The sequence below is a fragment of the Variovorax sp. EL159 genome (assembly GCF_900100965.1).
Taxonomy (GTDB): domain Bacteria; phylum Pseudomonadota; class Gammaproteobacteria; order Burkholderiales; family Burkholderiaceae_C; genus Variovorax.
This window is the reverse complement of record NZ_FMUJ01000004.1, coordinates 676,543-698,738: the sequence shown is the minus strand read 5'-3', so window position 1 is coordinate 698,738 and position 22,196 is coordinate 676,543. Positions and strand designations below refer to the sequence as shown.

The 22,196-nt window shown below is 67.4% G+C and carries 21 protein-coding genes; 2 read left to right on the top strand and 19 right to left on the bottom strand.

Features of this window, described 5'->3' with window-relative positions:
- Positions 1–199: 199 nt before the first annotated feature.
- The 4 genes from BLQ28_RS20450 to BLQ28_RS20425 form a co-directional block, all read right to left on the bottom strand.
- Positions 200–784, bottom strand: a complete 585-nt coding sequence (locus tag BLQ28_RS20450) for a hypothetical protein (protein WP_143012527.1) — start codon at positions 782–784, stop codon at positions 200–202.
- Between the two features lie 19 nt (positions 785–803).
- Positions 804–1,973, bottom strand: a complete 1,170-nt coding sequence (locus BLQ28_RS20445; RefSeq protein WP_256327398.1) for an FAD-dependent oxidoreductase — start codon at positions 1,971–1,973, stop codon at positions 804–806.
- 713 nt (positions 1,974–2,686) lie between these two features.
- Positions 2,687–3,385 carry a two-component system response regulator KdpE gene (kdpE, locus tag BLQ28_RS20430; RefSeq protein ID WP_093243150.1) on the bottom strand — a complete coding sequence of 233 codons (699 nt, stop codon included), beginning with the start codon at positions 3,383–3,385 and terminating at the stop codon, positions 2,687–2,689.
- A gap of 4 nt (positions 3,386–3,389) precedes the next feature.
- The gene (locus tag BLQ28_RS20425) at positions 3,390–6,131 is read right to left on the bottom strand and encodes a DUF4118 domain-containing protein (protein WP_093243148.1); all 2,742 of its coding nucleotides are present in this window, start codon (positions 6,129–6,131) and stop codon (positions 3,390–3,392) included.
- A gap of 132 nt (positions 6,132–6,263) precedes the next feature.
- On the opposite strand from BLQ28_RS20425, the gene BLQ28_RS20420 reads away from it, so the two are divergent.
- Complete coding sequence (locus tag BLQ28_RS20420; protein WP_093243146.1) at positions 6,264–7,670, top strand: MFS transporter; 1,407 nt, start codon at positions 6,264–6,266, stop codon at positions 7,668–7,670.
- 54 nt (positions 7,671–7,724) lie between these two features.
- On the opposite strand, the gene BLQ28_RS33035 is transcribed toward BLQ28_RS20420, so the two are convergent.
- Genes BLQ28_RS33035 through BLQ28_RS33335 form a run of 7 tightly spaced genes read right to left on the bottom strand, consistent with a single transcriptional unit; the run spans position 7,725 to position 12,975 of the window.
- Entirely contained in the window at positions 7,725–7,862 is a 138-nt protein-coding gene (locus tag BLQ28_RS33035; protein WP_176801170.1) for a hypothetical protein, read from the bottom strand.
- Positions 7,852–8,211 carry a hypothetical protein gene (locus BLQ28_RS20415; protein WP_093243144.1) on the bottom strand — a complete coding sequence of 120 codons (360 nt, stop codon included), beginning with the start codon at positions 8,209–8,211 and terminating at the stop codon, positions 7,852–7,854. Before BLQ28_RS20415 ends, BLQ28_RS33035 begins: the two co-directional genes overlap by 11 nt.
- A 13-nt stretch (positions 8,212–8,224) precedes the next feature.
- Positions 8,225–8,827, bottom strand: coding sequence for a potassium-transporting ATPase subunit KdpC (gene kdpC, locus BLQ28_RS20410; RefSeq protein ID WP_093243142.1), 603 nt, complete (start codon positions 8,825–8,827; stop codon positions 8,225–8,227).
- Positions 8,828–8,840: 13 nt separating this feature from the next.
- Positions 8,841–10,940 (bottom strand): potassium-transporting ATPase subunit KdpB, encoded by a 2,100-nt coding sequence (gene kdpB, locus BLQ28_RS20405; protein ID WP_093243140.1) that lies wholly within the window; start codon positions 10,938–10,940, stop codon positions 8,841–8,843.
- Between the two features lie 10 nt (positions 10,941–10,950).
- Positions 10,951–12,750 carry a potassium-transporting ATPase subunit KdpA gene (kdpA, locus tag BLQ28_RS20400; RefSeq protein WP_093243138.1) on the bottom strand — a complete coding sequence of 600 codons (1,800 nt, stop codon included), beginning with the start codon at positions 12,748–12,750 and terminating at the stop codon, positions 10,951–10,953.
- Between the two features lies 1 nt (position 12,751).
- Positions 12,752–12,850: a K(+)-transporting ATPase subunit F gene (kdpF, locus tag BLQ28_RS20395; protein WP_093243136.1), complete on the bottom strand. Its 99-nt coding sequence runs from the start codon at positions 12,848–12,850 to the stop codon at positions 12,752–12,754.
- Entirely contained in the window at positions 12,847–12,975 is a 129-nt protein-coding gene (locus BLQ28_RS33335; RefSeq protein WP_256327381.1) for a hypothetical protein, read from the bottom strand. Before BLQ28_RS33335 ends, kdpF begins: the two co-directional genes overlap by 4 nt.
- A 274-nt stretch (positions 12,976–13,249) precedes the next feature.
- On the opposite strand from BLQ28_RS33335, the gene BLQ28_RS20390 reads away from it, so the two are divergent.
- Positions 13,250–14,455: a hypothetical protein gene (locus BLQ28_RS20390; protein ID WP_143012525.1), complete on the top strand. Its 1,206-nt coding sequence runs from the start codon at positions 13,250–13,252 to the stop codon at positions 14,453–14,455.
- Between the two features lie 24 nt (positions 14,456–14,479).
- Here the strand turns inward: BLQ28_RS20390 and BLQ28_RS20385 are convergent, their stop codons facing one another.
- The 8 genes from BLQ28_RS20385 to soxC all read right to left on the bottom strand — a co-directional run bounded on the left by BLQ28_RS20385 (position 14,480) and on the right by soxC (position 22,192).
- A complete protein-coding gene (locus BLQ28_RS20385; protein WP_093243132.1) occupies positions 14,480–15,598 on the bottom strand; it encodes a YeeE/YedE family protein in 1,119 nt (372 codons plus the stop codon).
- Between the two features lie 43 nt (positions 15,599–15,641).
- Complete coding sequence (gene soxB / locus BLQ28_RS20380) at positions 15,642–17,369, bottom strand: thiosulfohydrolase SoxB (RefSeq protein WP_093243130.1); 1,728 nt, start codon at positions 17,367–17,369, stop codon at positions 15,642–15,644.
- Between the two features lie 22 nt (positions 17,370–17,391).
- Positions 17,392–18,057 carry a sulfur oxidation c-type cytochrome SoxX gene (soxX, locus tag BLQ28_RS20375; RefSeq protein WP_093243128.1) on the bottom strand — a complete coding sequence of 222 codons (666 nt, stop codon included), beginning with the start codon at positions 18,055–18,057 and terminating at the stop codon, positions 17,392–17,394.
- A 15-nt stretch (positions 18,058–18,072) separates the two neighbouring features.
- Positions 18,073–18,876, bottom strand: a complete 804-nt coding sequence (soxA, locus tag BLQ28_RS20370; RefSeq protein ID WP_093243126.1) for a sulfur oxidation c-type cytochrome SoxA — start codon at positions 18,874–18,876, stop codon at positions 18,073–18,075.
- A 20-nt stretch (positions 18,877–18,896) separates the two neighbouring features.
- Positions 18,897–19,196: a thiosulfate oxidation carrier complex protein SoxZ gene (soxZ, locus tag BLQ28_RS20365; RefSeq protein ID WP_093243124.1), complete on the bottom strand. Its 300-nt coding sequence runs from the start codon at positions 19,194–19,196 to the stop codon at positions 18,897–18,899.
- Between the two features lie 71 nt (positions 19,197–19,267).
- The gene (gene soxY / locus BLQ28_RS20360; protein WP_093243122.1) at positions 19,268–19,723 is read right to left on the bottom strand and encodes a thiosulfate oxidation carrier protein SoxY; all 456 of its coding nucleotides are present in this window, start codon (positions 19,721–19,723) and stop codon (positions 19,268–19,270) included.
- Positions 19,724–19,773: 50 nt separating this feature from the next.
- Entirely contained in the window at positions 19,774–20,850 is a 1,077-nt protein-coding gene (locus BLQ28_RS20355; protein ID WP_093243120.1) for a c-type cytochrome, read from the bottom strand.
- Positions 20,834–22,192 (bottom strand): sulfite dehydrogenase, encoded by a 1,359-nt coding sequence (gene soxC / locus BLQ28_RS20350; protein WP_256327380.1) that lies wholly within the window; start codon positions 22,190–22,192, stop codon positions 20,834–20,836. The genes BLQ28_RS20355 and soxC overlap by 17 nt, the downstream gene beginning before the upstream one ends.
- Positions 22,193–22,196 lie beyond the last annotated feature (4 nt).

The window sequence follows — 22,196 nt, the reverse complement described above, 5'->3', positions numbered from 1 at the left end:
TGCCGGGGTTGGAGACCGGAAGGCGCAACGCCTTCCGAACGCGATCGAGGGCGATGTCAGTGGGTGGCGATGCTCGCCTCGATGGCCTGGATGAATTTCATGGTGGGGCGGATTGTGTTTGCAGGAAAGGCGGAAGGCAAGTTGTGCGTGAGCGCGATGTTGGCCGGACACCACGACTGCGCTCGATGTGCGACGGTGTCTATTCGAGCGCGAGCCGTCCGTCGCGCACCGTCACCCGCTTGGGTACGGAGCCGAACTTGGGGTGCGCTGACCATGTGAGCATCAGGTGCTGCGGATCGGTACGGCCTTCCAGTTGCGTGCGCAGCGAGGCGCCGCTGGCGTCGTCGAGTTCTATCGATTCGAGGCAGCTTTGCAGGAGCAGCTTGTCGCGCTCGATCAGGTGCAATGGTGGCTTCGCTATCTCGATGAGACGAAGGATGTCTTCCGTGCCTGCGCCGCAGTAACCGGCACCGCGGTTCTCGCGCGAGGGCTCCTGGGTCACGAGGTAGAAGTAGGTGTGGCCGTCTTGTTGGAAGGTCGCGGCGCCGGCGACGAACACATCGTCCGACGTGGCGATGGCCCGCTTCAGCGTCGGGCTCCATCTCAGGTTCACTGAAGTGCCGGAGGCCAGCTTTGCGCGCGGCACGGGCACGATGCGGAGCGTGGTGCCTTCGCCGATCTGTAGCGGCTGCGATGGCGGCGCCGCATGGATTACCGCGCCGAGCAACGCAATCGATGCGCCAACAACCCAGGCCCTGCCGAAGCGTTTCATCGTGGTGTTCATGCCGGCCGATTGTCACTAGCTACGCGGCCACCGCGCCGAACAACAGTTGTGCACCCTCGTTCGATTGCTGGATGGCCTCGCGTGCGTAGTCGCGCATGGCCGCCTCGTACGCGGCGACTGCCGCCATCACAGAGGTGCGATTGGCGAATGCCGCGCCCAGTTTTTCGGCGAGCGTGGCGGCGTCGTGCAATGCAGTGTTCGCGCCCAGGCCACCAGCAGGACTCATGACGTGGATCGCATCGCCGAGTACGGTCACGCCGTCTGTCGTCCAGGCTGGTGGTGCGGTCATGGTTCGGATCGGGAGCATGGCGACGTCGGAGGGTGCGGCCAGCTCGAAGAGGGCACGGAACCCGGGATGCCAATCGGCGGCGCGGGACAGCACGATGGCATGCGCGCGGTTGCGCGGCTCTGATGGTGGCGCACCGGTGCCGTCATCGGGGTTCAGGCGGTCGTTCGGCCCGATCATGGCCCAGTAGAGGTAGTCGCCGACTGGCTGAAGCGATGCCTCTCGCCTGAACTTCATCGGATCGACGATGACCGCGAGGCGATCGCCGAATGCGACAGAGGTTTTCGTGTGGAACAGCGGCGCGATGCGTGATGCGGTGTCCGCGCTGAAGAGGGTCTTGCCGTAGATGCAGGTCGATCCGGTGTCGAGTGGCACCACGTCGGGAAGGCGCATCGCGCGCACGGTGGAGTTGACGCCATCGGCGGCCACGAGAACGTCTCCTTCGACCACGCTGCCGTCCTCGAAGCGTGCACGCAGCACACCGCCGCTGCGCTCGTAGCCGGCGAATGCGCGACCGAAATGGACGTGCGCTTCGATGCCGCTGAGCAGCACGCGGCGCATCGCGAGACGGTCGGCGTTCACATCCTCCACGCGGCCCACGGGAGCATCGTCCCCACCGGCGCGCTGCCATGATGCGACCCATCGTTCGCTCACGGGTTCGAGGTTCGGGCCGATGAGGTTGACGCCATTCACGGGGATTGCACAGGTCTCCTTGAAGCGCGTGTTCAACGCGGGTGGCAGGCAAGCTTCGAGTGCTTGCTGGCCGGTCTGATCGATCTTGATGCGGAAGCCTTGTGGGCGGCTGTCGGGTGCGGCGTCGCGCTCGTAGACGGCGAAGGACATGCCGCGTCGATGGAGTCCTTGTGCGAGGCACAGGCCGCCCAGGCCTGCGCCGATGATCACTATGTGCAAACCTGCTCTCCTGTTTTTTCCGGACATTCGGACAGGAGACAGTGTTGAGCCGGATGACTTGAAGACGGTAATGAGTGAGGGACTGAAAGTAATGAGATTGGGTCAGGAGGCTCCTTCAGTGTTCTTTGGGGAGGCGCCCGGTACGCGGCACGGCGCGGTCAGCCCCGCTGTGCCGGCCCTTCGGGCTTCCCTGCGGTGCTCGCATTTCGCGGGGTCTCGCAGAACTCGCTTCGCTCAAACAGCTGCGAGCCCTGATCCGCGAAACGCTGCGCTCCTCGGCGGCCCAGAGGGGCCGACCACACCGCACCGCGTACCGGACGCTTGTCGTGGCGTTGATGCCGACTGCCCTCACCCCACCCCTCTCCCAGAGGGAGAGGGAGTAATGCAGGGAGCGGGCTCCGAGGAGGAGGAAAGATCAACAACCGCCTTGTCCACGGCGATGGGTGCTGTGCCCTTGGGTGGCCGTTGAGGCACCGCCGAGCAGCGGAGCGACGGGCGGATCAGGGCTCGCAGCTGTTTGAGCGAAGCGAGTTCTGCGAGACCCCGCCCGTCGTGAGCAGCGCAGGGAAGCCCGTAGGGCCGGTGACGTCGGCCGCCCAAGGGCACAGCACCCATCGCCGCGCCCCCGATCGACACAGCCAACAACCAACAACCAACAACCAACAACCAACAACCAACGGTCGGCGGTCGGCGGTCGAAAAAAACTAGACCACCAACCGATACCCCACAGCAGTCTCCGTCAACAGATGCCGAGGCTGCGCAGGGTCGGCCTCCAGCTTCTGCCGCAGATGCCCCATGTAGATCCGCAGATAGTGGCTCTGGTCCGTGTGCGACGGACCCCACACCTCGCGCAGCAGTTGGCGCTGCGTCAACACGCGCCCTGCATTGGCAACCAGCACCGACAGCAGCCGGTACTCGGTCGGCGTCAGGTGCACCTCTTCACCGGCGCGGCGCACGATGCGCGCGCCGCGATCGAACTCGATCTCGCCGAAGCGGAACAGTGCTTCCGCAGGTTCATCACTGCCGCCACCCGCCGCTCGTGGGCGCCGCAGATTCGCGCGCACCCGCGCCAGCAATTCGCCGGTGCCGAAGGGCTTGGTCAGATAGTCGTCGGCACCCGCGTCGAGCGCGGCGATCTTGTCCGCTTCATCGGTGCGCGCGGACAGCACGATGATCGGCACGGCCGACCAGCCGCGCACATCGCGAATCAGCGACACCCCATCGCCATCGGGCAGCCCGAGGTCGAGCACCAGCAAGTCGGGTTGGCGCGTTCCCGCTGCCGCAAGGCCATCGCGCAGCGTGCCGGCCTCGTGCACCAGCCAGCCCTCGGCCTCGAGCGCGCCGCGCACAAAACGGCGGATCTGCGGCTCGTCTTCGATCACGATGGCGGTGGGAGATGGCATGGCTTCAGAGTTGGGCTTCGGCCGGTTCGGGCGGCTCGCGACGTGGCAGGGTGACCGTGAATTCTGCACCGCCATCGCGCGCATTGGCCGCCGTGATTTCGCCGCCGTGCGCGCTCACCACCGCCCTGCAGATTGCCAGGCCCAGCCCCACGCCCGGCGTGGCCGATTCGACCTCGCCGCGCGTGAATTTATCGAACAGTTTCTGCTCATGGCCGAGCAGCGCGGCGGGCAGGCCTGGCCCATGGTCGCGCACCGTCAGCACCAGCGTGCCGGGCTCGGCGCGGGCACCGACCACGATGGGTGGCGCGCCGTACTTGGTGGCGTTCTCGAGCAGGTTGACCAGCACGCGCTCGATCAGCACCGCATCGAACTCCACCAACGGCAGCTCGGGGTCGAGCGCCGTCTGCACCACCACGTTGCCCAGCGAGGTGCGCGCCGCGCGAATGGCCGATCCCACCACCTCTTCCACGGATTGCCAGTCGCGCCGCAGGTTCACCGCGCCGCCCGCGATGCCGCTTTCAAGCCGCGCCATGTCGAGCAGGTTGTTGACCAGCGCATGCAGCTCGTGCGCCTGCGCGACGATGGCGCGCGCGGCGTCGGCATGCTCGGCGGGCGGCAAGGTCTGCAGCGATTCGGCGAGCGCGATCAGCGCGGTGAGCGGGGTGCGCACGTCGTGCGAGATCGCGCCGAGCAGCGCGTTGCGCAGCCGCTCCGATTCCATCTCGACCACCGCCTGCTGCGCCACCTCGACGTAGTGCACGCGCTCCAGCGCAATCGCGATCTGCCGCGCCAGCGTGTCGAGCTGCTGCGCCTGTTCGGGAATGAGCAGCCAGCGCGGCTGGGCCGGCGACAGCGCCAGCACGCCGCGCACGCGCATCGGCGCCTGCAGCGGCACGTAGTGCCAGGGCTGCGCCGCCAGCGTGGCGGTGGCAAGGCCGGCCGGCTGGCCGTGGCGGAAGGCCCAGTCGGCCACCTGCGGGTCGAAGCCCTCCGGCGGATCGGTGGGCATCACGAGCTGGTCGGCCGCATCGGTGACCAGCACCAGCGCGTGGCCGCCGAAGTGGCCCCGCACCGCCGCGCCGCCCAACGTGACGACCTGCGAGCTTTCCAGCGCGGCCGACAGCTCGCGCGTCAGCTCGAACAGCGAGCGTGCGCGCCGCTCGCGGCTGGTCGACACGCCGGCCGCAAAGCGCAGCCCGGCGGTGAGCTGGCCCACCAGCAGGCCGACGCCGAGCATGACCGCGAAGGTCAGCACGTACTGCACGTCGCTCACCGCGAACGACAGGCGCGGCGGCACGAAGAAATAGTCGAAGGCCGCCACGTTGAGCGATGCCGCCAGCGCCGACGGCCCGCGGCCGAAGCGCATCGCCACGCCCACCACGCCGAGCAGGAAGAGCATCACGATGTTCGACAGTTCGAGCACGCTGGCCAGCGGCGTGCAGACCAGCGTGAGCGCGACGCTGGTGGCGGCGGCCCATGCGTAGCCGGGCCAGTAGGTCGGCGCCTTCTCGTGATCGTCGCTGTCGATGCGCGCGCCTTCGAGCGGCGCACGCGACAGGCGGCGCGAGCTGTCGGCGCGTGCCACTTCCATGATGTCGAGCGCGGGTGCGCGCTGGGCCAGCGCACGCGACAGCGGCAGCGTGCGCGCGGGCCACCAGCGGCGCCAGCCGGTGGCCGGCTCGGAGCGCCCCAGCACCAGCGTCGCGCAGTTGAGCCGGCGCGCCTGTTCGGCGAGCTGCTCCGCCACATCGGAACCCGTGAGCACAGCCGTGGCCGCGCCCAGTTCTTCGGCCAGCTTGAGCACGGCAAGGATGCGGTCGCGCTCGGTGGCGGCCAGCCGTTGCAGGCGGGGCGTTTCGACATACACCGCATGCCACCGCACGTTGAGCTGGCCTGCCAGGCGCGCCGCCGTGCGTACCGTTTGCGCCGCGCCTTCATGCGGGCCGACGCACGCGAGGATCGCGCCCGAGGTGTTCCACGCCTGCAGGCCACGGCCATTGCCGCCCACGCCCGACTGCTCGACGCGCCAGCCGCGCACATCGTCTTCCACGTGCTCGGCGGTGCGGCGCAGGGCGATCTCGCGCAGCGCAATCAGGTTGCCCTTGCGAAAGAAGTTCTGCGCCGCGCGCTCGGCCTGCTGCGGCAGGTAGACCTTGCCGGCCGCGAGCCGGGCGGTGAGTTCGTCGGGCGTGACGTCGACCAGCACCACTTCGTCGGCCTCGTCGAGCACGGTGTCGGGCACGGTCTCGTGCACGCGCACGCCGGTGATGGCACCGACCGTGCCGTTGAGGCTTTCCAGGTGCTGCACGTTGAGCGCCGACCACACCTCGATGCCGGCGGCCAGCAGCTCCTGCACGTCTTGCCAGCGCTTGGTGTGGCGCGAACCGGGGGCGTTGGTGTGGGCGAGTTCGTCGACCAGCAGCACGGCGGGCTTGCGCGCCAGCGCGGCGTCGAGGTCGAACTCGGCGAGCGTGCGGCCCCGGTAGTCCAGCTCGCGCATCGGCAGCGCGTCGAGGCCCGCGAGCAACGCGGCGGTTTCGCTGCGGCCGTGGGTTTCGATCACGCCGATGAGCACGTCGCGGCCGGTGGCGCGCTCGCGCTGGGCGGCGCTGAGCATGGCCCAGGTTTTCCCGACGCCGGCGCTGGCGCCGAAGTAGATGCGCAGCTTGCCGCGCTGCGCGCGCGCCTCGTCGCTGCGCAGTTGCGCGATCAGGGCATCGGGGTCGGGGCGGAGCATCTCGTTCATCGGCAACGCAGGTTATCGCATCGGGGGGCACGGGCGCCAGGGGTGCATCGAACGCTTCGCTCGTGGGCGAAGCGGCGAATTTCCTGCTCGCCAGAATGAACCGTCTGAAGCCTGGAAAGCAGACACGACACCATGAACAGCCCCTCTTCTTCCGCCCGTCCGGTTCTTTCGCCATCCACCCACGGCGGCCGCGATACAGGCAGGCATCGCGGGCTCGCGCTGGTCACGCTGTGCCTGGCGGTCCTGGTCGCGCAGGTCGACATGGCGGTGGTCAATCTCGGCACGCGGCCCATCGGCGAATACTTCTCTGCGAGCGTCATCGCGCTGCAGTGGGTGGTGGACAGCTACAACCTGGTCTATGCCGTGCTGCTGCTCACCGGTGGCCTGCTGGCCGACCTGTATGGCCGGCGCCGCATCTTCATGACGGGCGCGGCGGTCTTCACCGGCGCCACGCTGTTGTGCGCGCTCTCGACGTCCGTCTGGATGCTGATCGCCGGCCGCGCACTGGCGGGCCTGGGCGCGGCGCTGCTGATGCCCGCGTCGCTCGCGATCATCCGCGTGGTGTGGCAAGACAGTGCCGAGCGCGGCCGGGCGCTGGGCATCTGGGCCGCGTGCAACGGCCTCGCCATGGCCATCGGCGCACCGCTGGGTGGCTTGCTGATTCATCACTTCGGATGGCGCAGCATCTTTCTCGCGGTGATTCCGCTGAGCGGGGCCGCATTGCTGTTGGTGCTGCGGTCGATTCCCGAATCGTCGGACCCCAAGGGGCGCAGCCTCGACATGCCGGCACAGGTTTTCGGAGCGCTCGCGTTGGGCGGGCTGGCTTTCGCAGCCATCCAGTCGCATGACGCGCCGGCACTGGCCGCCGCCGTTCTGGCGACGGCCGTGGTTGCCTTCGTGCTCTTCCTTCGCATCGAGCACGGCAAGGGCGCCGCGGCGCTGGTGCCACTCGACCTCTTCAGCATTCGCGCGTTCCGCAGCGCGATGGTCGCCACCATCGGCATGACCTTCGGCATGTACGGCACGCTGTTCCTGGTGCCGCTCACATGGCTGGGCACCGGAACGCTCGACGCCACGCAGGCCGGCCTTGCATTGATCCCGATGTCGCTGGTGTTCGTGGCGGTCTCGCCGTTCAGCGGCAGGCTGACCACGCGGTTCGGCGCGCGCACCACGACCTGCGGCGGCGTGGCGGTCATCGGCTGCGGATTGGTCCTGATCGGAAGCGGTGCGCCCATCGCATCGATCGTGCTGGCCGAAGCGGGGCTGCTGCTGGCAGGCATCGGCATGGGCTTCGCCACCGGGCCGCTGATGGGCGTGGCGGTCGGTGCGGTCGATGCCGCACGCTCGGGCACGGCATCGGCGTTGATCAACGTCGCGCGCATCGCGGGAGCCACGCTCGGCGTCGCGATGCTGGGCGCGCTCTACGCGCTGGTGCACGGCGGTGCCGACGGACTGCGGCTCGCGATGTTCGCGGGCGCTGCGGTCCAGTTGGCCTGCGCGGCCCTGGCGTGGCGCATGACGCGCACGCAGCCGGCCTGACCCGGTGGCGTCGGCTAAGGGGTTGGCCCGCAGCATGGGGAAACGGCGCGCCTCTCAGCGCGCCGGACCATCCTTGCCACGCGAACGGTGGTGATGGCGCCGGGCCGTGCGCGACAGCACGAACCAGGCAAAACCCAGCGGCACGAACAGTGCCGCCATGGCCAGCAAGGCAAGGAGCAGGTCAGTGACCATGGCGCAGGCCGCAGCGTGCGAGGTGCTCGCGCCAGCTCACGAGCCGGCCGATCTCGCCCGAAGGCACGCATTCGATCAGGCGGTGCAGCACGTCCGCGTAGCTGGTGATCGGCAGGCGGATCATCAGGCGCACGCAGGGCGCATCGCTTTCCTGCGTGCTGCACGCGTGCAGCAGCGGCTCGCAGCGCACCACACCCGCGTCGGCGCAACCGGCGATGCTGCGGCGCACGCGCAGGGCGTCGGCGCAGCAGACGGTGACGTCGAGCACGTAGAACGGGCTCGTCTTGCTCATCGCGGCGTGCGCGGTGCGCAAGACGCCAGGGTGTTCTCGGTAAGCGGCATAGGCCATGGTTTTTTTCTCCTCAACGCGCGGTGGTCGAAGCAGGAACTGCGTCGAGCGCGAGATTCAATGCGAGCACGTTGACGCGCGATTCACCCAACAAGCCCAGCAACGGGCGCTGCGTGTTCTTCGCGATCAGCGTGTTGACCTGTTCGAGCGGCACGCCGCGCACGCGCGCAACGCGTGCCGCCTGGTATTGCGCGGCGGCGGGGCTGATGTCCGGGTCGAGCCCGCTGGCCGATGCCGTGACGAGGTCGACCGGCACCGGTGCGGTGTTGCCCGGATCGGCCACGCGCAGGGCCTCGACGCGGCCCTTGACCGCATCGGTCAGCGCGGGGTTCAGCGGCCCCTGGTTCGAGCCACCCGAGGCGCTGGCGTTGTAGGGCTGCGGCGAAGTGGCCGATGGGCGGCCCCAGAAGTGCTTCGGGTCGCTGAAGTTCTGGCCGATGAGCTTGGAGCCCACGGTCGTGCCATCGAGCACGATCAGGCTGCCGGCTGCCTGCGCCGGAAACACCGCCTTCGCGGCGCCGGTGACGACCGCCGGATAGATCAGCCCGGTGATCGCGCTCAGCAATACGAAGAGCACGAGCGCGGGGCGAAAGATGCTGCCGTTGTTGTTTTTCATGATGAAGAACTCCTCAGACGAGATGGACGGCCACGAGCAGCCAGTCGATCAACTTGATGCCGATGAAAGGAACGAGCAGGCCGCCCAGGCCGTAGATGGCGAGGTTGCGGCGCAGCAGCGAAGCCGCGCCCACCGGCCGGTAGCGCACGCCCTTGAGCGCGAGCGGAATCAGGAACACGATGACCAGCGCGTTGAAGATCACCGCGCTCAGGATGGCCGACGAAGGGCTCGCAAGCCGCATCACGTTGAGCGCGCCGAGCTGCGGGTAGGTCGACACGAAGATCGCGGGAATGATCGCGAAGTACTTCGCCACGTCGTTCGCGATCGAGAAGGTGGTGAGCGAGCCGCGCGTCATGAGCAGCGCCTTGCCGGTTTCCACCACTTCGAGCAACTTGGTCGGGTTGGAGTCGAGGTCGACCATGTTGCCGGCCTCCTTCGCGGCCTGCGTGCCGCTGCCCATGGCCACCGCCACGTCGGCCTGTGCGAGCGCGGGGGCGTCGTTGGTGCCGTCGCCGGTCATGGCGACCAGGCGGCCTTCGGCCTGGTACTTGCGGATCAGCGCGAGCTTGTCTTCGGGCGTGGCTTCGGCCAGGAAGTCGTCGACGCCGGCCTCGGCCGCGATGGCGGCTGCCGTGAGCTTGTTGTCGCCGGTGATCATCACCGTCTTGATGCCCATGCGGCGCAGCTCGGCAAAGCGCTCCTTGATGTCGGTCTTGACGATGTCCTTGAGCTCGACCACGCCGAGCACGCGGTCGCCTTCGGCCACGGCCAGCGGCGTGCTGCCGCGGCGGGCCGTTTCCTCGGCGGCGCGCAGCATCTCGGCGGGCATCGCGCCGCCGAGCGATTCCACATGCCGGCGGATCGCATCGACCGCGCCCTTGCGCAGCAGGATGGCGTCGGTGTCCAGGCTGTTGGGTGCGGCCGGCAGATCGACGCCGCTCATGCGGGTCTGCGCGGTGAAGGGCACGAAGCGGGCGCCTTCGACGGCCGTGGCGTCCAGGCCGTCGCGGCGCGCCAGTTCGACGATGCTGCGGCCCTCGGGCGTTTCGTCGGCCAGCGAGGCGAACATCGCGGCGCGTGCCAGCCGGGCCTTGGGGACGCCGGGCGCCGGCAGGAAGGCCGTGGCCTGGCGGTTGCCGTGCGTGATGGTGCCGGTCTTGTCGAGCAGCAGCACGTCGACGTCGCCGGCGGCTTCCACCGCGCGGCCCGAGGTGGCGATCACGTTGGCCTGCATCATGCGGCTCATGCCGGCCACGCCCACGGCCGAGAGCAGGCCGCCGATGGTGGTCGGGATCAGGCACACCAGCAGCGCCACCAGCGCGGTGAGCGACACCACGGTGCCCGCACCGGCAGCCTCCACGCTGAACACCGAGAACGGCAGCAGCGTGACGGTGACCATCAGGAACACCAGCGTGAGCGCCACCAGCAGGATGGTCAGCGCGATCTCGTTCGGTGTCTTCTGGCGCTTGGCGGCCTCGACCATGCCGATCATGCGGTCGAGGAAAGACTCGCCCGGGTTCACCGAGATGCGCACCACCAGCCAGTCGGACAGCACGCGGGTGCCGCCGGTCACGGCCGAGAAGTCGCCGCCCGATTCGCGCACCACGGGTGCCGATTCGCCGGTGATGGCGCTTTCGTCGACCGAGGCCACGCCTTCGATGACTTCGCCGTCGAGCGGGATCACGTCGCCGGTCTCGACCAGCACGACGTCGCCCTTGCGCAGGTTGGGCGCCTGCTCGGGCAGCCACTGGCCGCCGTGATGCGGCTCCGTCAGCTTCTTGGCCCAGGTGTCCTTGCGCAGGCCGCGCAGCGACGCGGCCTGCGCCTTGCTGCGGCCTTCGGCCAGGGCTTCGGCGAAGTTGGCGAACAGCACGGTGAACCACAGCCAGATGGTCACGGCCAGCACGAAGGCGGGCTTCATGCCGGTGTCGCCCGGGAAGTTCATCGCGTGCACCCAGAGCAGCGTCGTCAGGATGCTGCCGATGTAGACGATGAACATCACCGGGTTGCGCCACTGGGTGCGCGGGTTCAGCTTGGCGAAGGCGCCCCACAGGGCGGGCTTGACCAGCGCTGCATCGAACAGCGAGAGAGAAGTTTTGGTGTTGACAGTCATGGTGGGCTCCTTATTTCCAGAGCACCAGGTGTTCGACGATCGGCCCGAGGGCCAGCGCCGGCACGTAGTTGAGCAAGCCGACCAGCAGCACCGTGCCGATCAGCAAAGAGACGAACAGCGGGCCGTGCGTGGGCAAGGTGCCGCCGGTGACGGGCAGGCGCTTCTTGGCGGCCAGTGCACCGGCAATGGCCAGCACCGGCACGATCATCGCGAAGCGGCCGAGCCACATCGCCAGGCCGAGCAGGCCGTTGTAGAAGGGCGTGTTGGCCGACAGGCCCGCGAAGGCGCTGCCGTTGTTGTTGGCGGCCGAGGTCAGCGCGTAGAGGATTTCCGAGAAGCCATGCGCGCCGGGGTTGGCAATGCCGGCCTTGCCGGCACCCGCGACCACCGCCACGGCGGTTCCCGCCAGCACCAGAATCGGCGTGACCAGGATCGCGATGGAGATCAGCTTCATCTCGCGCACCTCGATCTTCTTGCCGAGGTACTCGGGCGTGCGGCCGATCATGAGGCCGGCGATGAACACCGCGAGCATCGCGAAGATCAGCATGCCGTACAGGCCCGAGCCCACGCCGCCGAACACCACTTCGCCCAGTTGCATGAGCACCATCGGCACCATGCCGCCCAGCGGCGTGAGCGAGTCGTGCATGGCGTTGACCGCACCGCACGAGGCGGCGGTGGTCACCGCGGCAAACAGCGAGGTGGCGTCGATGCCGAAGCGCACTTCCTTGCCTTCCATGTTGCCGCCGGTCTGCAGCACGCTCGACACCTGGTCGACGCCCAGCGAAGTCAGCAGCGGGTTGCCGGCCTGCTCGGCGGGCGTGATGACCACCACCGCGATCACGAACATGATCGTCATGGCGGCCAGCACGGCCCAGCCCTGGCGCATGTCGCCGACCACGCGGCCGAAGGTGAAGCACAGCGCCGCCGGGATCACGAAGATCGCGAGCATTTCCAGCAGGTTGGTCAACGCGGTCGGGTTCTCGTACGGATGCGCCGAGTTGGCATTGAAGAAGCCGCCACCGTTGGTGCCGAGCATCTTGATCGCCTCTTGCGAAGCCACCGGGCCCATGGCCAGCACCTGCGTCTTGGTGGTGGCGTCTTCCATCACCGGCTGGCCCTTGTCGTCCTTCAGCGGCTGGCCGTCGGCGCCGTTCTTCGGTTGCTGGAAGGCGGTGGTCTCGACCGTGTTCACGGTCTTGTAGTCGTCGAAGTTCTGGATCACGCCCTGCCCCGCGAGGAACAGCGCGAGCACGAACGACAGCGGCACCAGCACCCACAGCGTGATGCGCGTGACGTCGGCCCAGAAGTTGCCGACCAGGCCCTTGCCGTCACCCCGGCGCGCAAAGCCGCGCACCAGTGCGAAGGCCACCGCGATGCCGGTGGCGGCCGAGAGGAAGTTCTGCACCGTCAGGCCGAGCATCTGCGTGAGATAGCTCATGGTCGACTCACCGGCATAGCCCTGCCAGTTGGTGTTGGCGACGAAGCTCACCGCGGTGTTGAAGGCCGAGTCGGGCGACACGGCCGTCATGCCCGCGGGGTTCAGCGGCAACCAGCCCTGCACGCGTTGCAGGGCATAAAGAAAGATGGCGCCGATGGCATTGAAGGCCAGCAGCGCGAGCGCGTAGCGCAGCCAGTGCATCGACTGCTCCGGCTTCGTACCGGCGATCTTGTAGAGCGGCGACTCGACGCGCTGCATCCAGCGCGGCACGCGCTCGTTGCACAGCGCGGCAAGGAACTTGCCGACAGGCCAGGCCAGCACCAGCAGCGCGGCCAGGAAAAAGGCCAACAGGCCCCAGGCGGAGGAAGTCATTTCAGAATTCCTCCGCGCAGATCAGCGCGAACACGAGGTAGGCGAACAGGATCACGGCGATCAGCGCGCCGAACCCATAAAGAACTTCAAGGCTGATCACGATGCTTCTCCATCGCCAACAGCGGTTTTCGACGGGTTCGGCCCTTCGAGCCGGTTCAGCCCGACGACCATGGCCGCCACCACGACCCACAGCGCCAGCAAGGCGCCCATCCAGACGATGTCCATACATCACTCCTGCAAAACAAGACAGGCTTCAGTCTCGGCAGTCGTGCGTAAAACCGGGGGAAAGAGTCGGTGGGTGGGCGTAAAGAAAGCGTAAAAACCGCAGGCAACGGGGACGGTCAGGCCTGCACGGCTGGCACGGCAACCAGGCGGAATCGACAACAATCTCTAGAATCAAGCGCGCAAAAAGCAAAAGCAAAAGCGAGCCAAAGAGGGTGCAGTCCGAAAGAGCGATCGATCGGATTCGCAAGCAAGTGAAATCCACTGGGAGGAAGAGATGAAACTGAAGCGTGTTTTTCAGGCGGCCTCGGCCGGCCTTGTGTCCCTGGTGATCGCCGCTTGTGGCGGCGGCGGAGGGGGTGGCGGAGGAGGTGGTGGTTTTCCGATGGGCGTTGCACCCGTCGTTCCCACGGCGAACTATGTGAATGGGCTTTCCATTCGCATCACTCAGCCGGCCAGCATCGACAAGACAGTCTACGAAGGGCAGATGGTCCCGGGCGTCCTGGTGTCGGGCACGCTTTCGGGCGACGTGAACCTCCTCAGCGGCAAGGTGCTGGTACTCCTTGTCGTGATGCCCGATCCGCTGTTCGAAGAAAAGCCTGCCGTCGCCATCAATGCCGCTGCACAGTCGGCTTCGCTGAGCATGACCGGCAAGGTGGCACCCGACGGGCCCAAGGCCTACAAGGGCAACATGACTGTCAAGGCCTGTCTGGATACGGCTTGCCTGTCGGAAATCCGGGTCGAGAATCCACAGATTCCGTATTCGATCACCGTCAAGGCCGGGCTGGGGCTGAGCAGGAAGAGCGTCGACTTCGTCACACCTTTCGGCGCCGCCGTGTCACCCGTGACTGTTCCGATCACACTGCCTGCGGACGCAAGCTCGTGGGCCGTCGCGCCAACGCTCGGTGCTACCGATATTTTCAAGGTCGAGAAGGCGGCCGACGGCTCGCCGAACGTCGTGGTCGCACTGCAGGGACTGATGCCGAGCGCTTCGTCGTACAAGGCCAGCTTCAGCGTGAGCGCCACGACCTCGGATGGGCAGAAGCTGTCCAGGATGCTCGACGTGAGCGTGCTGACCAACCCCTCGAACGCGCCCTACGTCCTGTCCAAACCGGATGCGCATTTCGTGGTCAAGCAAGGGACGGCCACCCTGGCGCCCCAACAGGACAACTATGTCTACTTCCCGGGAAACACCAGCGACAAGATGAGCTATGTGGATACGGTGATGAGCACACCGCCCGGCGTGGACACCAGCATGTATCCGGGCCCCAATCTGTGGCTCTACTTCCGCTCCACCAACGAAGCGGGCTTGCCCAGGTACGCGACGAAGGGCGACAGCTGGAGCACGCAGGTGCAGGCCTGCTACGGCGGCCGATGCCTGGTGCCCGGGCGCTACAGCGCGCAGGTTCACTTCCGCTACGCCCCGGGTGGAGGCCCCGTCTACGAGATCTACTACCCGGTGGTCATGGACGTCGTGCCCTGATTCCAGACGCATCGCCGGCGGGTGTCAAAGCGCCCGCTGAAGCTGCCAGGCCTGGTACTTCAGGCTCGCCACCGCGCCGACGACGATGCCGGCAATGGCCGGCAGGCTGGCGATGCTCAAGGTGGAAAAGGCGCTCAGCCCCTGCCCGATGGTGCAGCCCATGGCCGTGACGCCGCCGATGCCCATCAGCACGCCGCCCGTCACGTGGTGCGCGAGGTCACCTGTATTCGCGAAGCCTTCCCAGCGGAATTCGCGCGACCACAGCGCATGCACACCAGCGCCCACCACCACGCCAGCGACCGATGCGATGCCCAGGGTCAGCAGCTTGTTGGCGTCGCTGTAGAACAGCAGCCAGTCGAGCGCATAGGCCACCGGCGTGACGAAGCTCAGCGCCTCGGCGCGGCCGGAGTTGGTCGCAAGAAAGACATGCTCCAGCGTGAGCGGATGCTCGTCGACCACGGCCCAGTGGCCGCTGAGCCACCACGCCGCCACGACCAGCAGGCCGATCAGCAATCCGCCGACAAGGCTGCGCACGTCGCGCGTGTCACGACGGCCCCACGCAGCCCATGCGATCAGTGCGCCACCGACGACCAGGCCGATGAGAAGGCGCAGCGACGGGCCATGCACCTGCAGCGCCGCGGCCAGCACGTCGGGCAGCGACGCATTGGTCGCCATGTCGACATGCACCTTGTCCACGGTGGCCACGCGCAGCACGGCGGTGATGCCCTTGAGCGTGGCGAAGGCCGACACGCCCATCACCAGCAGCACCACCAGCGCCTTCAGGCTGCCGCCGCCCAGGCGCACCAGCGTCTTGTTGCCGCAACCCGAAGACAGCACCATGCCCGCGCCGAACAGGAGGCCGCCGACCAGCGCCGCCAGCCAGAGGATGCGGTTCGAGGCATACAGCGTCTGGTTCGGATCGACCAGCCCGGCAAAGACCAGCGCAGAGAAACCGATCAGCGCGATGCCGCCGGCAGCGGCCCATTGCTTCACGCGCGTCCAGTCGCCCAGGTTCACCACGTCGCTGATCGCGCCCATGGTGCAAAAGCGCGTGGACCGCGCCACGGCGCCGAACACCGCCGACAGCACGAAGGCGGCCACGAGTGCGAGCGACGTGAGAAGAGAAACCTGCTCAATGGACATGCCGCGATTCTAGGGAGCGGCCCCGCGGCAGCGCCGGTTCGATTCAGCTCAGGCCGGGATTCGGTGCGACGTTCTTCAGCACGGGTTCGTCGAGCCGGCGCGTGGAGATCACCTTGCGCGACTTCAGCCACGGCTCGATCACTTCCCACACCGGCTTGTTGCCGGCCGTGCGCGCTTCTTCGCTCACCGGCGCCCAGCCCGCGACCTTGTAGGTGCGGCTCGCTTCGATGGGCTTGCCGCCCAGGCGCATGTCCTGGATGCGCTGGCCCATGCCTGCGGTCGGGTCGCAGGTGTACTGCAGCCCGCCCACGCGCACCATGTCGCCGCCCTGCTGGTAGTAGGGGTCGGGGTTGAAGAGGTTGTCGCAGACGTCTTCGAGCACGGTCTTGAGCGTCTCGCCGGTCATCTGCGTCACGGTCGCGTACGAGTAGGTGGTGGCCGTCATGTCCATCAGCCATTCGCGCGTGATGGGCTGGCCCGGCAGCAGCGAGGTGCCCCAGCGGAAGCCGGGCGAAAAGGCGATGGGCGCGTCTTGCACTTCCATCAGCGCATCGAGCAGCACCTGGTCGCCGGTGCCGTTGAAGTTGCCGCGCCGGTACAGCGTGCCGTCGGTGTGGGCGAGCGTTTCCGAGAGCTTGGCTTCATAAGGCGCGCGGATGCGCGCGATGAGCGCATCCATTTCCTTGTCGGCCGGTATCAGGTCGGAGAACACCGGCAGCAGTCGGTAGCGGAAGTCGCTGACCTTCTTGCCCTTGACGTCGAAGTCGATCACGCCGAGAAACTTGCCGTTGGAGCCGCCATTGACCACGATGGTCTTGCCGCCCGCGTTGCTCACCAGCGTGGGCATCGGCGTGCCGTCGTGCGTGTGGCCGCCGAGGATGGCGTCGATGCCGGTCACGCGGCTGGCCATCTTCAGGTCGACGTCCATGCCGTTGTGCGAGAGCACGACCACCACCTGCGCGCCCTTGGCACGCGCCTCGTTCACCACGCGCTGCAGGTTGTCGTCCTGGATGCCGAAGGTCCAGTCGGCCACCATGTAGCGCGGGTTGGCGATGGGCGTGTACGGAAAGGCCTGGCCGACGATGGCACAGGGCACGCCGTTGATCTCGCGCATCACATAGGGCTTGAAGACCGGGTCGCCGAAGTCGGCGGTCTTGACGTTCTGCGCGACGAATTCGATCTTGCCGGCGAAGTCTTTCTCGATGATCTGCTGCACCCGCTCCATGCCATAGGTGAACTCCCAGTGCCCCGTCATGACATCGACGCCGAGCAGCTTGCAGGCATCGACCATGTCCTGCGCCTGCGTCCACAGCGAGGTGGCCGAACCCTGCCAGGTGTCGCCGCCATCGAGCAGCAGCGCGCCGGGCCGGCTGGCCTTGAGCTGCTTCACCAGCGTCGCAAGGTGCGCGAAGCCGCCGACCTTGCCGTAGCGTTGCGCGGCCTTGTCGAAGTCGAGGTACGTGAGCGCATGCGCCATGCGCGTGCCGGGTGGCACGCCCGCGGCCTTGAGCAGGTGCTCGCCCACCAGGTGCGGCACCTTGCCGCGCATGTTGCCCACGCCGATGTTCACGCCGGGCTCGCGAAAGTACAGCGGCTTGAGCTGCGCATGGCAATCGGTCATGTGCAGCATCGACACGTTGCCGAAGCGCGGCAGCGCATACATGCTGTCGAGGCCGGCGGCCGCGTCGGCAGTGCCGTAGCGGCCGAGGCCCATGCCGGCCACGGCGCCGGCCCCGAGCATCTGGACGAACTCGCGCTTGGAAAGATTCATGGAAAAAATGAGCGCCGTGCGGTCAGCGGTTGACGGGAGACTGGGGGTCGAGCAGCAGGCCCATGACGTCGCGGATCTGCTTCTCGTCGAGGATGCCGGCGTGGCCGACGCGCGGCATGTTCGAGCAGGCGTTGTAGGCGCGCGCGTTCCACAGCTTGCCCCAGGTGTATTCGACGATGGGCTTGGCCGCCGCGCTGGCCGGATCGCTCACGCCGCGCAGCTTGCCGTAGTGATAGAGGCTGGGGCCGAGCGTGCCGAAGGAGATTTCTTCCTTCGATATCTGGTGGCAGTTGTAGCAATTGCCGCCGTTGACCGACGTGGTGGCCGTGGGCGCCGGGTCGGTCCAGGTCAGGCCGCGCCCGTTCTGCGCGAGCTTTTCGCCTTCGCGCCAGTCGCCGATGAACTTGCCATCGGCGGGCCAGCGGATGGTCTTCATGTTGGCAGCCTCGATGTCTTTCGCGGTCTTCTCGTCGAGCGGCTTGCCGCTGGCATCGGCTTCGCTGCAGGCGAGGTTGGCCGGGTCCTGCACCAGCCGGTCGACCTTGGCGATGCCCTGGTCGCGGAAGGAGCGCTGCAATGCCTGGGCAGTGAGCTTGTCGAGGTCGGCCGCGCTGTCGACGGACGCGCAACCGAACACGGTGAGCGCGCAGGCCACGGCGGCCATGCCAAAGAGGTGATCGGTGTTCATGGTGTGCCGGCTCCTTCAGCGCTTGATGGCCGGCGCGGTGGTTTTCCCGCCCTTGCCGTTGACGCCCATGTACACGGCCAGCGCCACGGTCACGTCGCTCGCATAACCAGGGTACGGAAAGCGCTGCTGGCGGAAGCAGTCGTTGAGCCGCCGCTGCATGCCCCACAACTCGCCCGACGACACGCGGTAGGCCGGCCACGCGCCGAAGCCTTCACCGGCGCCGGGGTTCTTCGTGAGGTTGGGCAGGTCCTGCAGGCGGATGCGCTTGCCGTCCGCGCCGTGGCAGGTGGCGCAAGCAAAGTCGTGCGGGCCGGCACGCAGGAAGAAGAGGCGCTTGCCCACTTCGTAGGCGCGCCGCTCGCTCGCATGCGATTGCGGCAGGTTCAGCGGCATGCCCTTCGACTCGGCCGAGATCCATGCCACCAGCCCTTCGATGTTCTTCTGCTCGCCGGTGCCGAAAGGCGTCTTCGCGATGGCCGCCGCATCGAAGCCCTGCAGCGTTTCCATGCAGGTGAGCAGGCGCGACTCCATGTCCTGCACGCGGCCGGTATCGGGAAAGTAGCGCGGCAGTTCCGCAAAGGCGCCCTTGACCACGCCCGGACCCTTGCCCAGGTCGCACTTCTCCATCGAGGCGGCCTTGAGGCCGCGCTTCTGTTTCCAGAGGTCTTCGCCCTTGGCTTCGAACAGCTCGGCGGGGTTGCCGTCCTGCAGCAACGCGCGGTATTCGGCGATGCCTTCGGCGGCGCTCTTCTGCGCCGAGGCATGCAGCGGAATGCAGCCTGCCAGCACCAGCAGGCTCAGGCATGTGGTCGTTCTCATGGGCTGCCTCTTCTTCGGGGCTAGCTGACGGTGGCTTCGTCGGTGCGCGTTTCGCCGCGGTTGTCTTTCCAGGTCACGGAGATTTTGTCGCCGGCCTTCGCGCCCTTGAGCGTGAACTGCATGAAGGGGTTCTTCGACACCGCCGGACCCCAGTCGGCCGTGAGCACGGTCTTGCCGTTGAGCGAGGCCGTCACCTCCTGGATGAACCACGCGGGAATGATCTTGCCGGCGGCGTCCTTGCGCTGGCCGGTTTCCATTTCGTGCGCCATGAGAATGCGCACGGTTGTCTTGTCGCCCGAAGCCTGGGCACGGATGCGCATGGGATCTGCTGCCATGGTGTGTCTCCTTGTTGTTGTCGTGGGGTGCTGCCGCGCGGAAAGTGCCTGCGTCTTCAGCCGCCGCAGCCGCCGAGGGTGACCTTCACTTCCTTCTTCGCGAAGAAGGCCTTGCCGTCGTTCATGATCGCGATGGCATACACGTCCGACGACTGGCCCAGCTTGGCGCGCGTGGTGAAGTTCGGCTCGACGAACTCCGACGTGTTGAAGATCGCGACCACGGCGTTCGGGTTCTTCTCGACCAGCAGCATCAGTTGCTTGACGCCGCCCAGCGTGGTGGCCACGCTCAATGGCACCACGGCGCCGTTCTCGGCGATGTCGGGACCGGTGATGGTGACGTCCTTGCTTTCGGTGGGTGCGCCGGCGCCCACGGCCTTCAGCGCGTCGGCCACGCTCTTGGCCTCGAAGGCGTCTTTCGAATAGGCGAGCGCCGTGGTGGGAAGCCAGCCGGCAGTGGCCACCACGCCCGCGAGGGCGGCGGACTGCGCAAGGATCTGTCTGCGGTTTTTCATGGGGTTGTCTCCTGTCGAATCGATGGTAGGCCGGGCGGGCGGCCTGCGTGTCATGGCTTGCCCTCGGGCGCCGCGCTTTCGGCGAGCCAGCGTGCGATGGACTTGGCCTCGTCGTCGGCAATGGTCTGTGGTGGCATCGGGATCGCGCCCCACACGCCGGAGCCGCCGGCCTTGATCTTCTGCAGCAGGTGGTCGGCCTGGCCCGGGTACTTCTTCGCGATATCGGAGAAGGCGGGGCCGACGAGCTTCTGCGTCATGCCGTGGCAGGCCGTGCAACTGTTCTTCTCCAGCAGCGCGGTGGGCACCTTCGATGCTGCAGCGGCGGCTTGCGGTGCGGCGGTCTTGGATGCAGGCGGCGCGGTCTCGATGCCGTGCTGCGCGCCGACCAGCCGGTTCTGGTCGGCCAGGTTGCCGTGGCTGCCGCGTGCATGCGGCGGCAGTTGGGCGACCTTCTGCTCTCCCGGCACGCAGTCGTGCATGCAGGCCACCGCCGCCACATCAGGCTTGGCGTTGCGGCCGAACTCGGTGCCCGGCCACATCGCGTGCGCGGTGGTCGCGCCGTTGCGGTTGGGCATGCGGGCCTGCACCTCGCGGATGTTCTTGTCGGACAGCGTGAAGTCGTCGGGCACGATGCCGCCCAGATTCAATATGTAGGCCGTGACGGCATAGACGTCGTCCGGCGTCAGCGACTTGGGCTGGTTCCATGGCATCGCGCGGTACACGTAGTCCCAGACCGTCGACAGGCTCGACACCTTCATCAGCGTCGTGCGGCCCGGAAAGGCCGGGTCTTTCAAGCGCGCGACGTGGCCGGTCTTGATGTCGTCCGCCGTGGTGCCGCCGACGATCGGGCTGAACACCTGGTTCGATTCGCCGAACACGCCATGGCACGACGCGCACTTGCTCTCCCACACGTCCTGCCCGCGCGTCACCGAGCCCGAGCCGGGCGGCAGGCCCTTGAAGTCGGGGCGCACGTCGATGTCCCACGCGGCCACTTCCTTCGGCGTGGCGTCGCGACCGATGCCGGGGTAGCCCGTGGCCTTGGGCTGCGCCCATGTGGCAATGCACACGCTGCAGGCGGCCAGCGCCAGCAGGGCCCGCAAGGCCGCGCGTTCAGCTGAGCTGGACATTGGCCACCTCCCCGCTCGGCTGCACCTGCCACGACTGGATCGCGTTGTTGTGATAGATCGATCGCGTGCCGCGCACCGCGCGCAGTTGCCGGTAGCTGGGCTGCACGTAGCCGGTGTCGTCCATCGCGCGGCTCTGGATGATGGCGGGCGAGCCGTCCCACACCCAGTCGATGTTGAAGCGCGTGAGGCACTTCGACAGCACCGGCGATTCGAGCCGCGCGGTGCGCCAGTTGCGTCCGCCATCCACGCTCACGTCCACGCGCTTGACCTTGCCGCGCCCCGACCATGCAAGGCCGGTGATGTTGTAGAAGCCCTTGTCGAGCAGCATCTGCCCGCCCGAAGGCGTGGTGACCACGCTCTTGCATTCCTGGATGCTGGTGTACTGGCGGTGCTGGCCGTCGGGCATGAGATCGACGTAGTGCACCGTCTCGTCCTTGGTGCCGTAGGGCTGGTCGCCCAGCTCGATGCGGCGCAGGTACTTGATCCAGCTCACGCCCTGCACGCCGGGCACCACCAGCCGCAGCGGGTAGCCCTGCTCGGGCCGCAGCATCTCGCCGTTCTGTCCGTAGGCCACCAGCACCTCGCCCGAGCGGATGAGGCTCATGGGAATGGTGCGCGTCATCGACGAGCCATCGGCGCCTTCGGCCAGCACGAAGCGCTCGCCCTTCAGGTCGGCACCGGCCATCTCCAGCAAGGTGATGAGCGGCACGCCGGTGAACTCGCTGCACGACAGCATGCCGTGCGTGTACTGGGCCGTGGGCACCGCAACGTTGCCCCACTCCATGCCGGTGTTGGCGCCGCATTCGATGAAGTGAAAGCGCGAGACCGAAGGCAGGCGCATCAGCTCGTCGAGCGTGAAGACCTTCGCCGCCTTCACCATGCCGTTGATCATCAGGCGGTGCTTCGACGGATCGATGTCCCACCAGCCCTGGTGGTGTCGCTCGAAGTGCAGGCCGCTCGGCGTGACGATGCCGAACAGCGACTGCAGCGGCGCAAAGGACACCGAAGCCTGCGCGGTCGGCGTGAGCCCCGGGCTCTGCCGGCGCTGCACATTGGCTTCGTACTTCGACGGCTTGCCGTAGCCATCGGTGACCACCGGCTGGCCGAGCCCCGTGCTGTGCGCCGGCAGTTGAAGAATGGCCGGGTCACCATCGGCGGTACTGCTCTGTGCAAGCGCTGTCGAAGCGGCCGTGCCCGCCACTGCTGCGGCGAAAGCATTGCGGATGAAGTCGCGGCGCCCGCCCCGGGCCTGCGCGAAGACCGTGCGCACGCCGTCGGTGTCGACGAAGTTTTCCGGCGCCTTGCGCACCTGGCCGGGTTGCTGCTGGATGCGTGTGCCCATGCGC

Bases quoted from the DNA above. Each gene is read 5' to 3' on its own strand.
- BLQ28_RS20450 (WP_143012527.1), bottom strand. From the start codon at position 784: ATGAACACCACGATGAAACGCTTCGGCAGGGCCTGGGTTGTTGGCGCA.
- kdpE (WP_093243150.1), bottom strand. From the start codon at position 3,385: ATGCCATCTCCCACCGCCATCGTGATCGAAGACGAGCCGCAGATCCGC.
- BLQ28_RS20425 (WP_093243148.1), bottom strand. From the start codon at position 6,131: ATGAACGAGATGCTCCGCCCCGACCCCGATGCCCTGATCGCGCAACTG.
- BLQ28_RS20420 (WP_093243146.1), top strand. From the start codon at position 6,264: ATGAACAGCCCCTCTTCTTCCGCCCGTCCGGTTCTTTCGCCATCCACC.
- BLQ28_RS33035 (WP_176801170.1), bottom strand. From the start codon at position 7,862: ATGGTCACTGACCTGCTCCTTGCCTTGCTGGCCATGGCGGCACTGTTC.
- BLQ28_RS20415 (WP_093243144.1), bottom strand. From the start codon at position 8,211: ATGGCCTATGCCGCTTACCGAGAACACCCTGGCGTCTTGCGCACCGCG.
- kdpC (WP_093243142.1), bottom strand. From the start codon at position 8,827: ATGAAAAACAACAACGGCAGCATCTTTCGCCCCGCGCTCGTGCTCTTC.
- kdpB (WP_093243140.1), bottom strand. From the start codon at position 10,940: ATGACTGTCAACACCAAAACTTCTCTCTCGCTGTTCGATGCAGCGCTG.
- kdpA (WP_093243138.1), bottom strand. From the start codon at position 12,750: ATGACTTCCTCCGCCTGGGGCCTGTTGGCCTTTTTCCTGGCCGCGCTG.
- BLQ28_RS33335 (WP_256327381.1), bottom strand. From the start codon at position 12,975: ATGGACATCGTCTGGATGGGCGCCTTGCTGGCGCTGTGGGTCGTGGTG.
- BLQ28_RS20390 (WP_143012525.1), top strand. From the start codon at position 13,250: ATGAAACTGAAGCGTGTTTTTCAGGCGGCCTCGGCCGGCCTTGTGTCC.
- BLQ28_RS20385 (WP_093243132.1), bottom strand. From the start codon at position 15,598: ATGTCCATTGAGCAGGTTTCTCTTCTCACGTCGCTCGCACTCGTGGCC.
- soxB (WP_093243130.1), bottom strand. From the start codon at position 17,369: ATGAATCTTTCCAAGCGCGAGTTCGTCCAGATGCTCGGGGCCGGCGCC.
- soxX (WP_093243128.1), bottom strand. From the start codon at position 18,057: ATGAACACCGATCACCTCTTTGGCATGGCCGCCGTGGCCTGCGCGCTC.
- soxA (WP_093243126.1), bottom strand. From the start codon at position 18,876: ATGAGAACGACCACATGCCTGAGCCTGCTGGTGCTGGCAGGCTGCATT.
- soxZ (WP_093243124.1), bottom strand. From the start codon at position 19,196: ATGCGCATCCGTGCCCAGGCTTCGGGCGACAAGACAACCGTGCGCATT.
- soxY (WP_093243122.1), bottom strand. From the start codon at position 19,723: ATGAAAAACCGCAGACAGATCCTTGCGCAGTCCGCCGCCCTCGCGGGC.
- BLQ28_RS20355 (WP_093243120.1), bottom strand. From the start codon at position 20,850: ATGTCCAGCTCAGCTGAACGCGCGGCCTTGCGGGCCCTGCTGGCGCTG.
- soxC (WP_256327380.1), bottom strand. From the start codon at position 22,192: ATGGGCACACGCATCCAGCAGCAACCCGGCCAGGTGCGCAAGGCGCCG.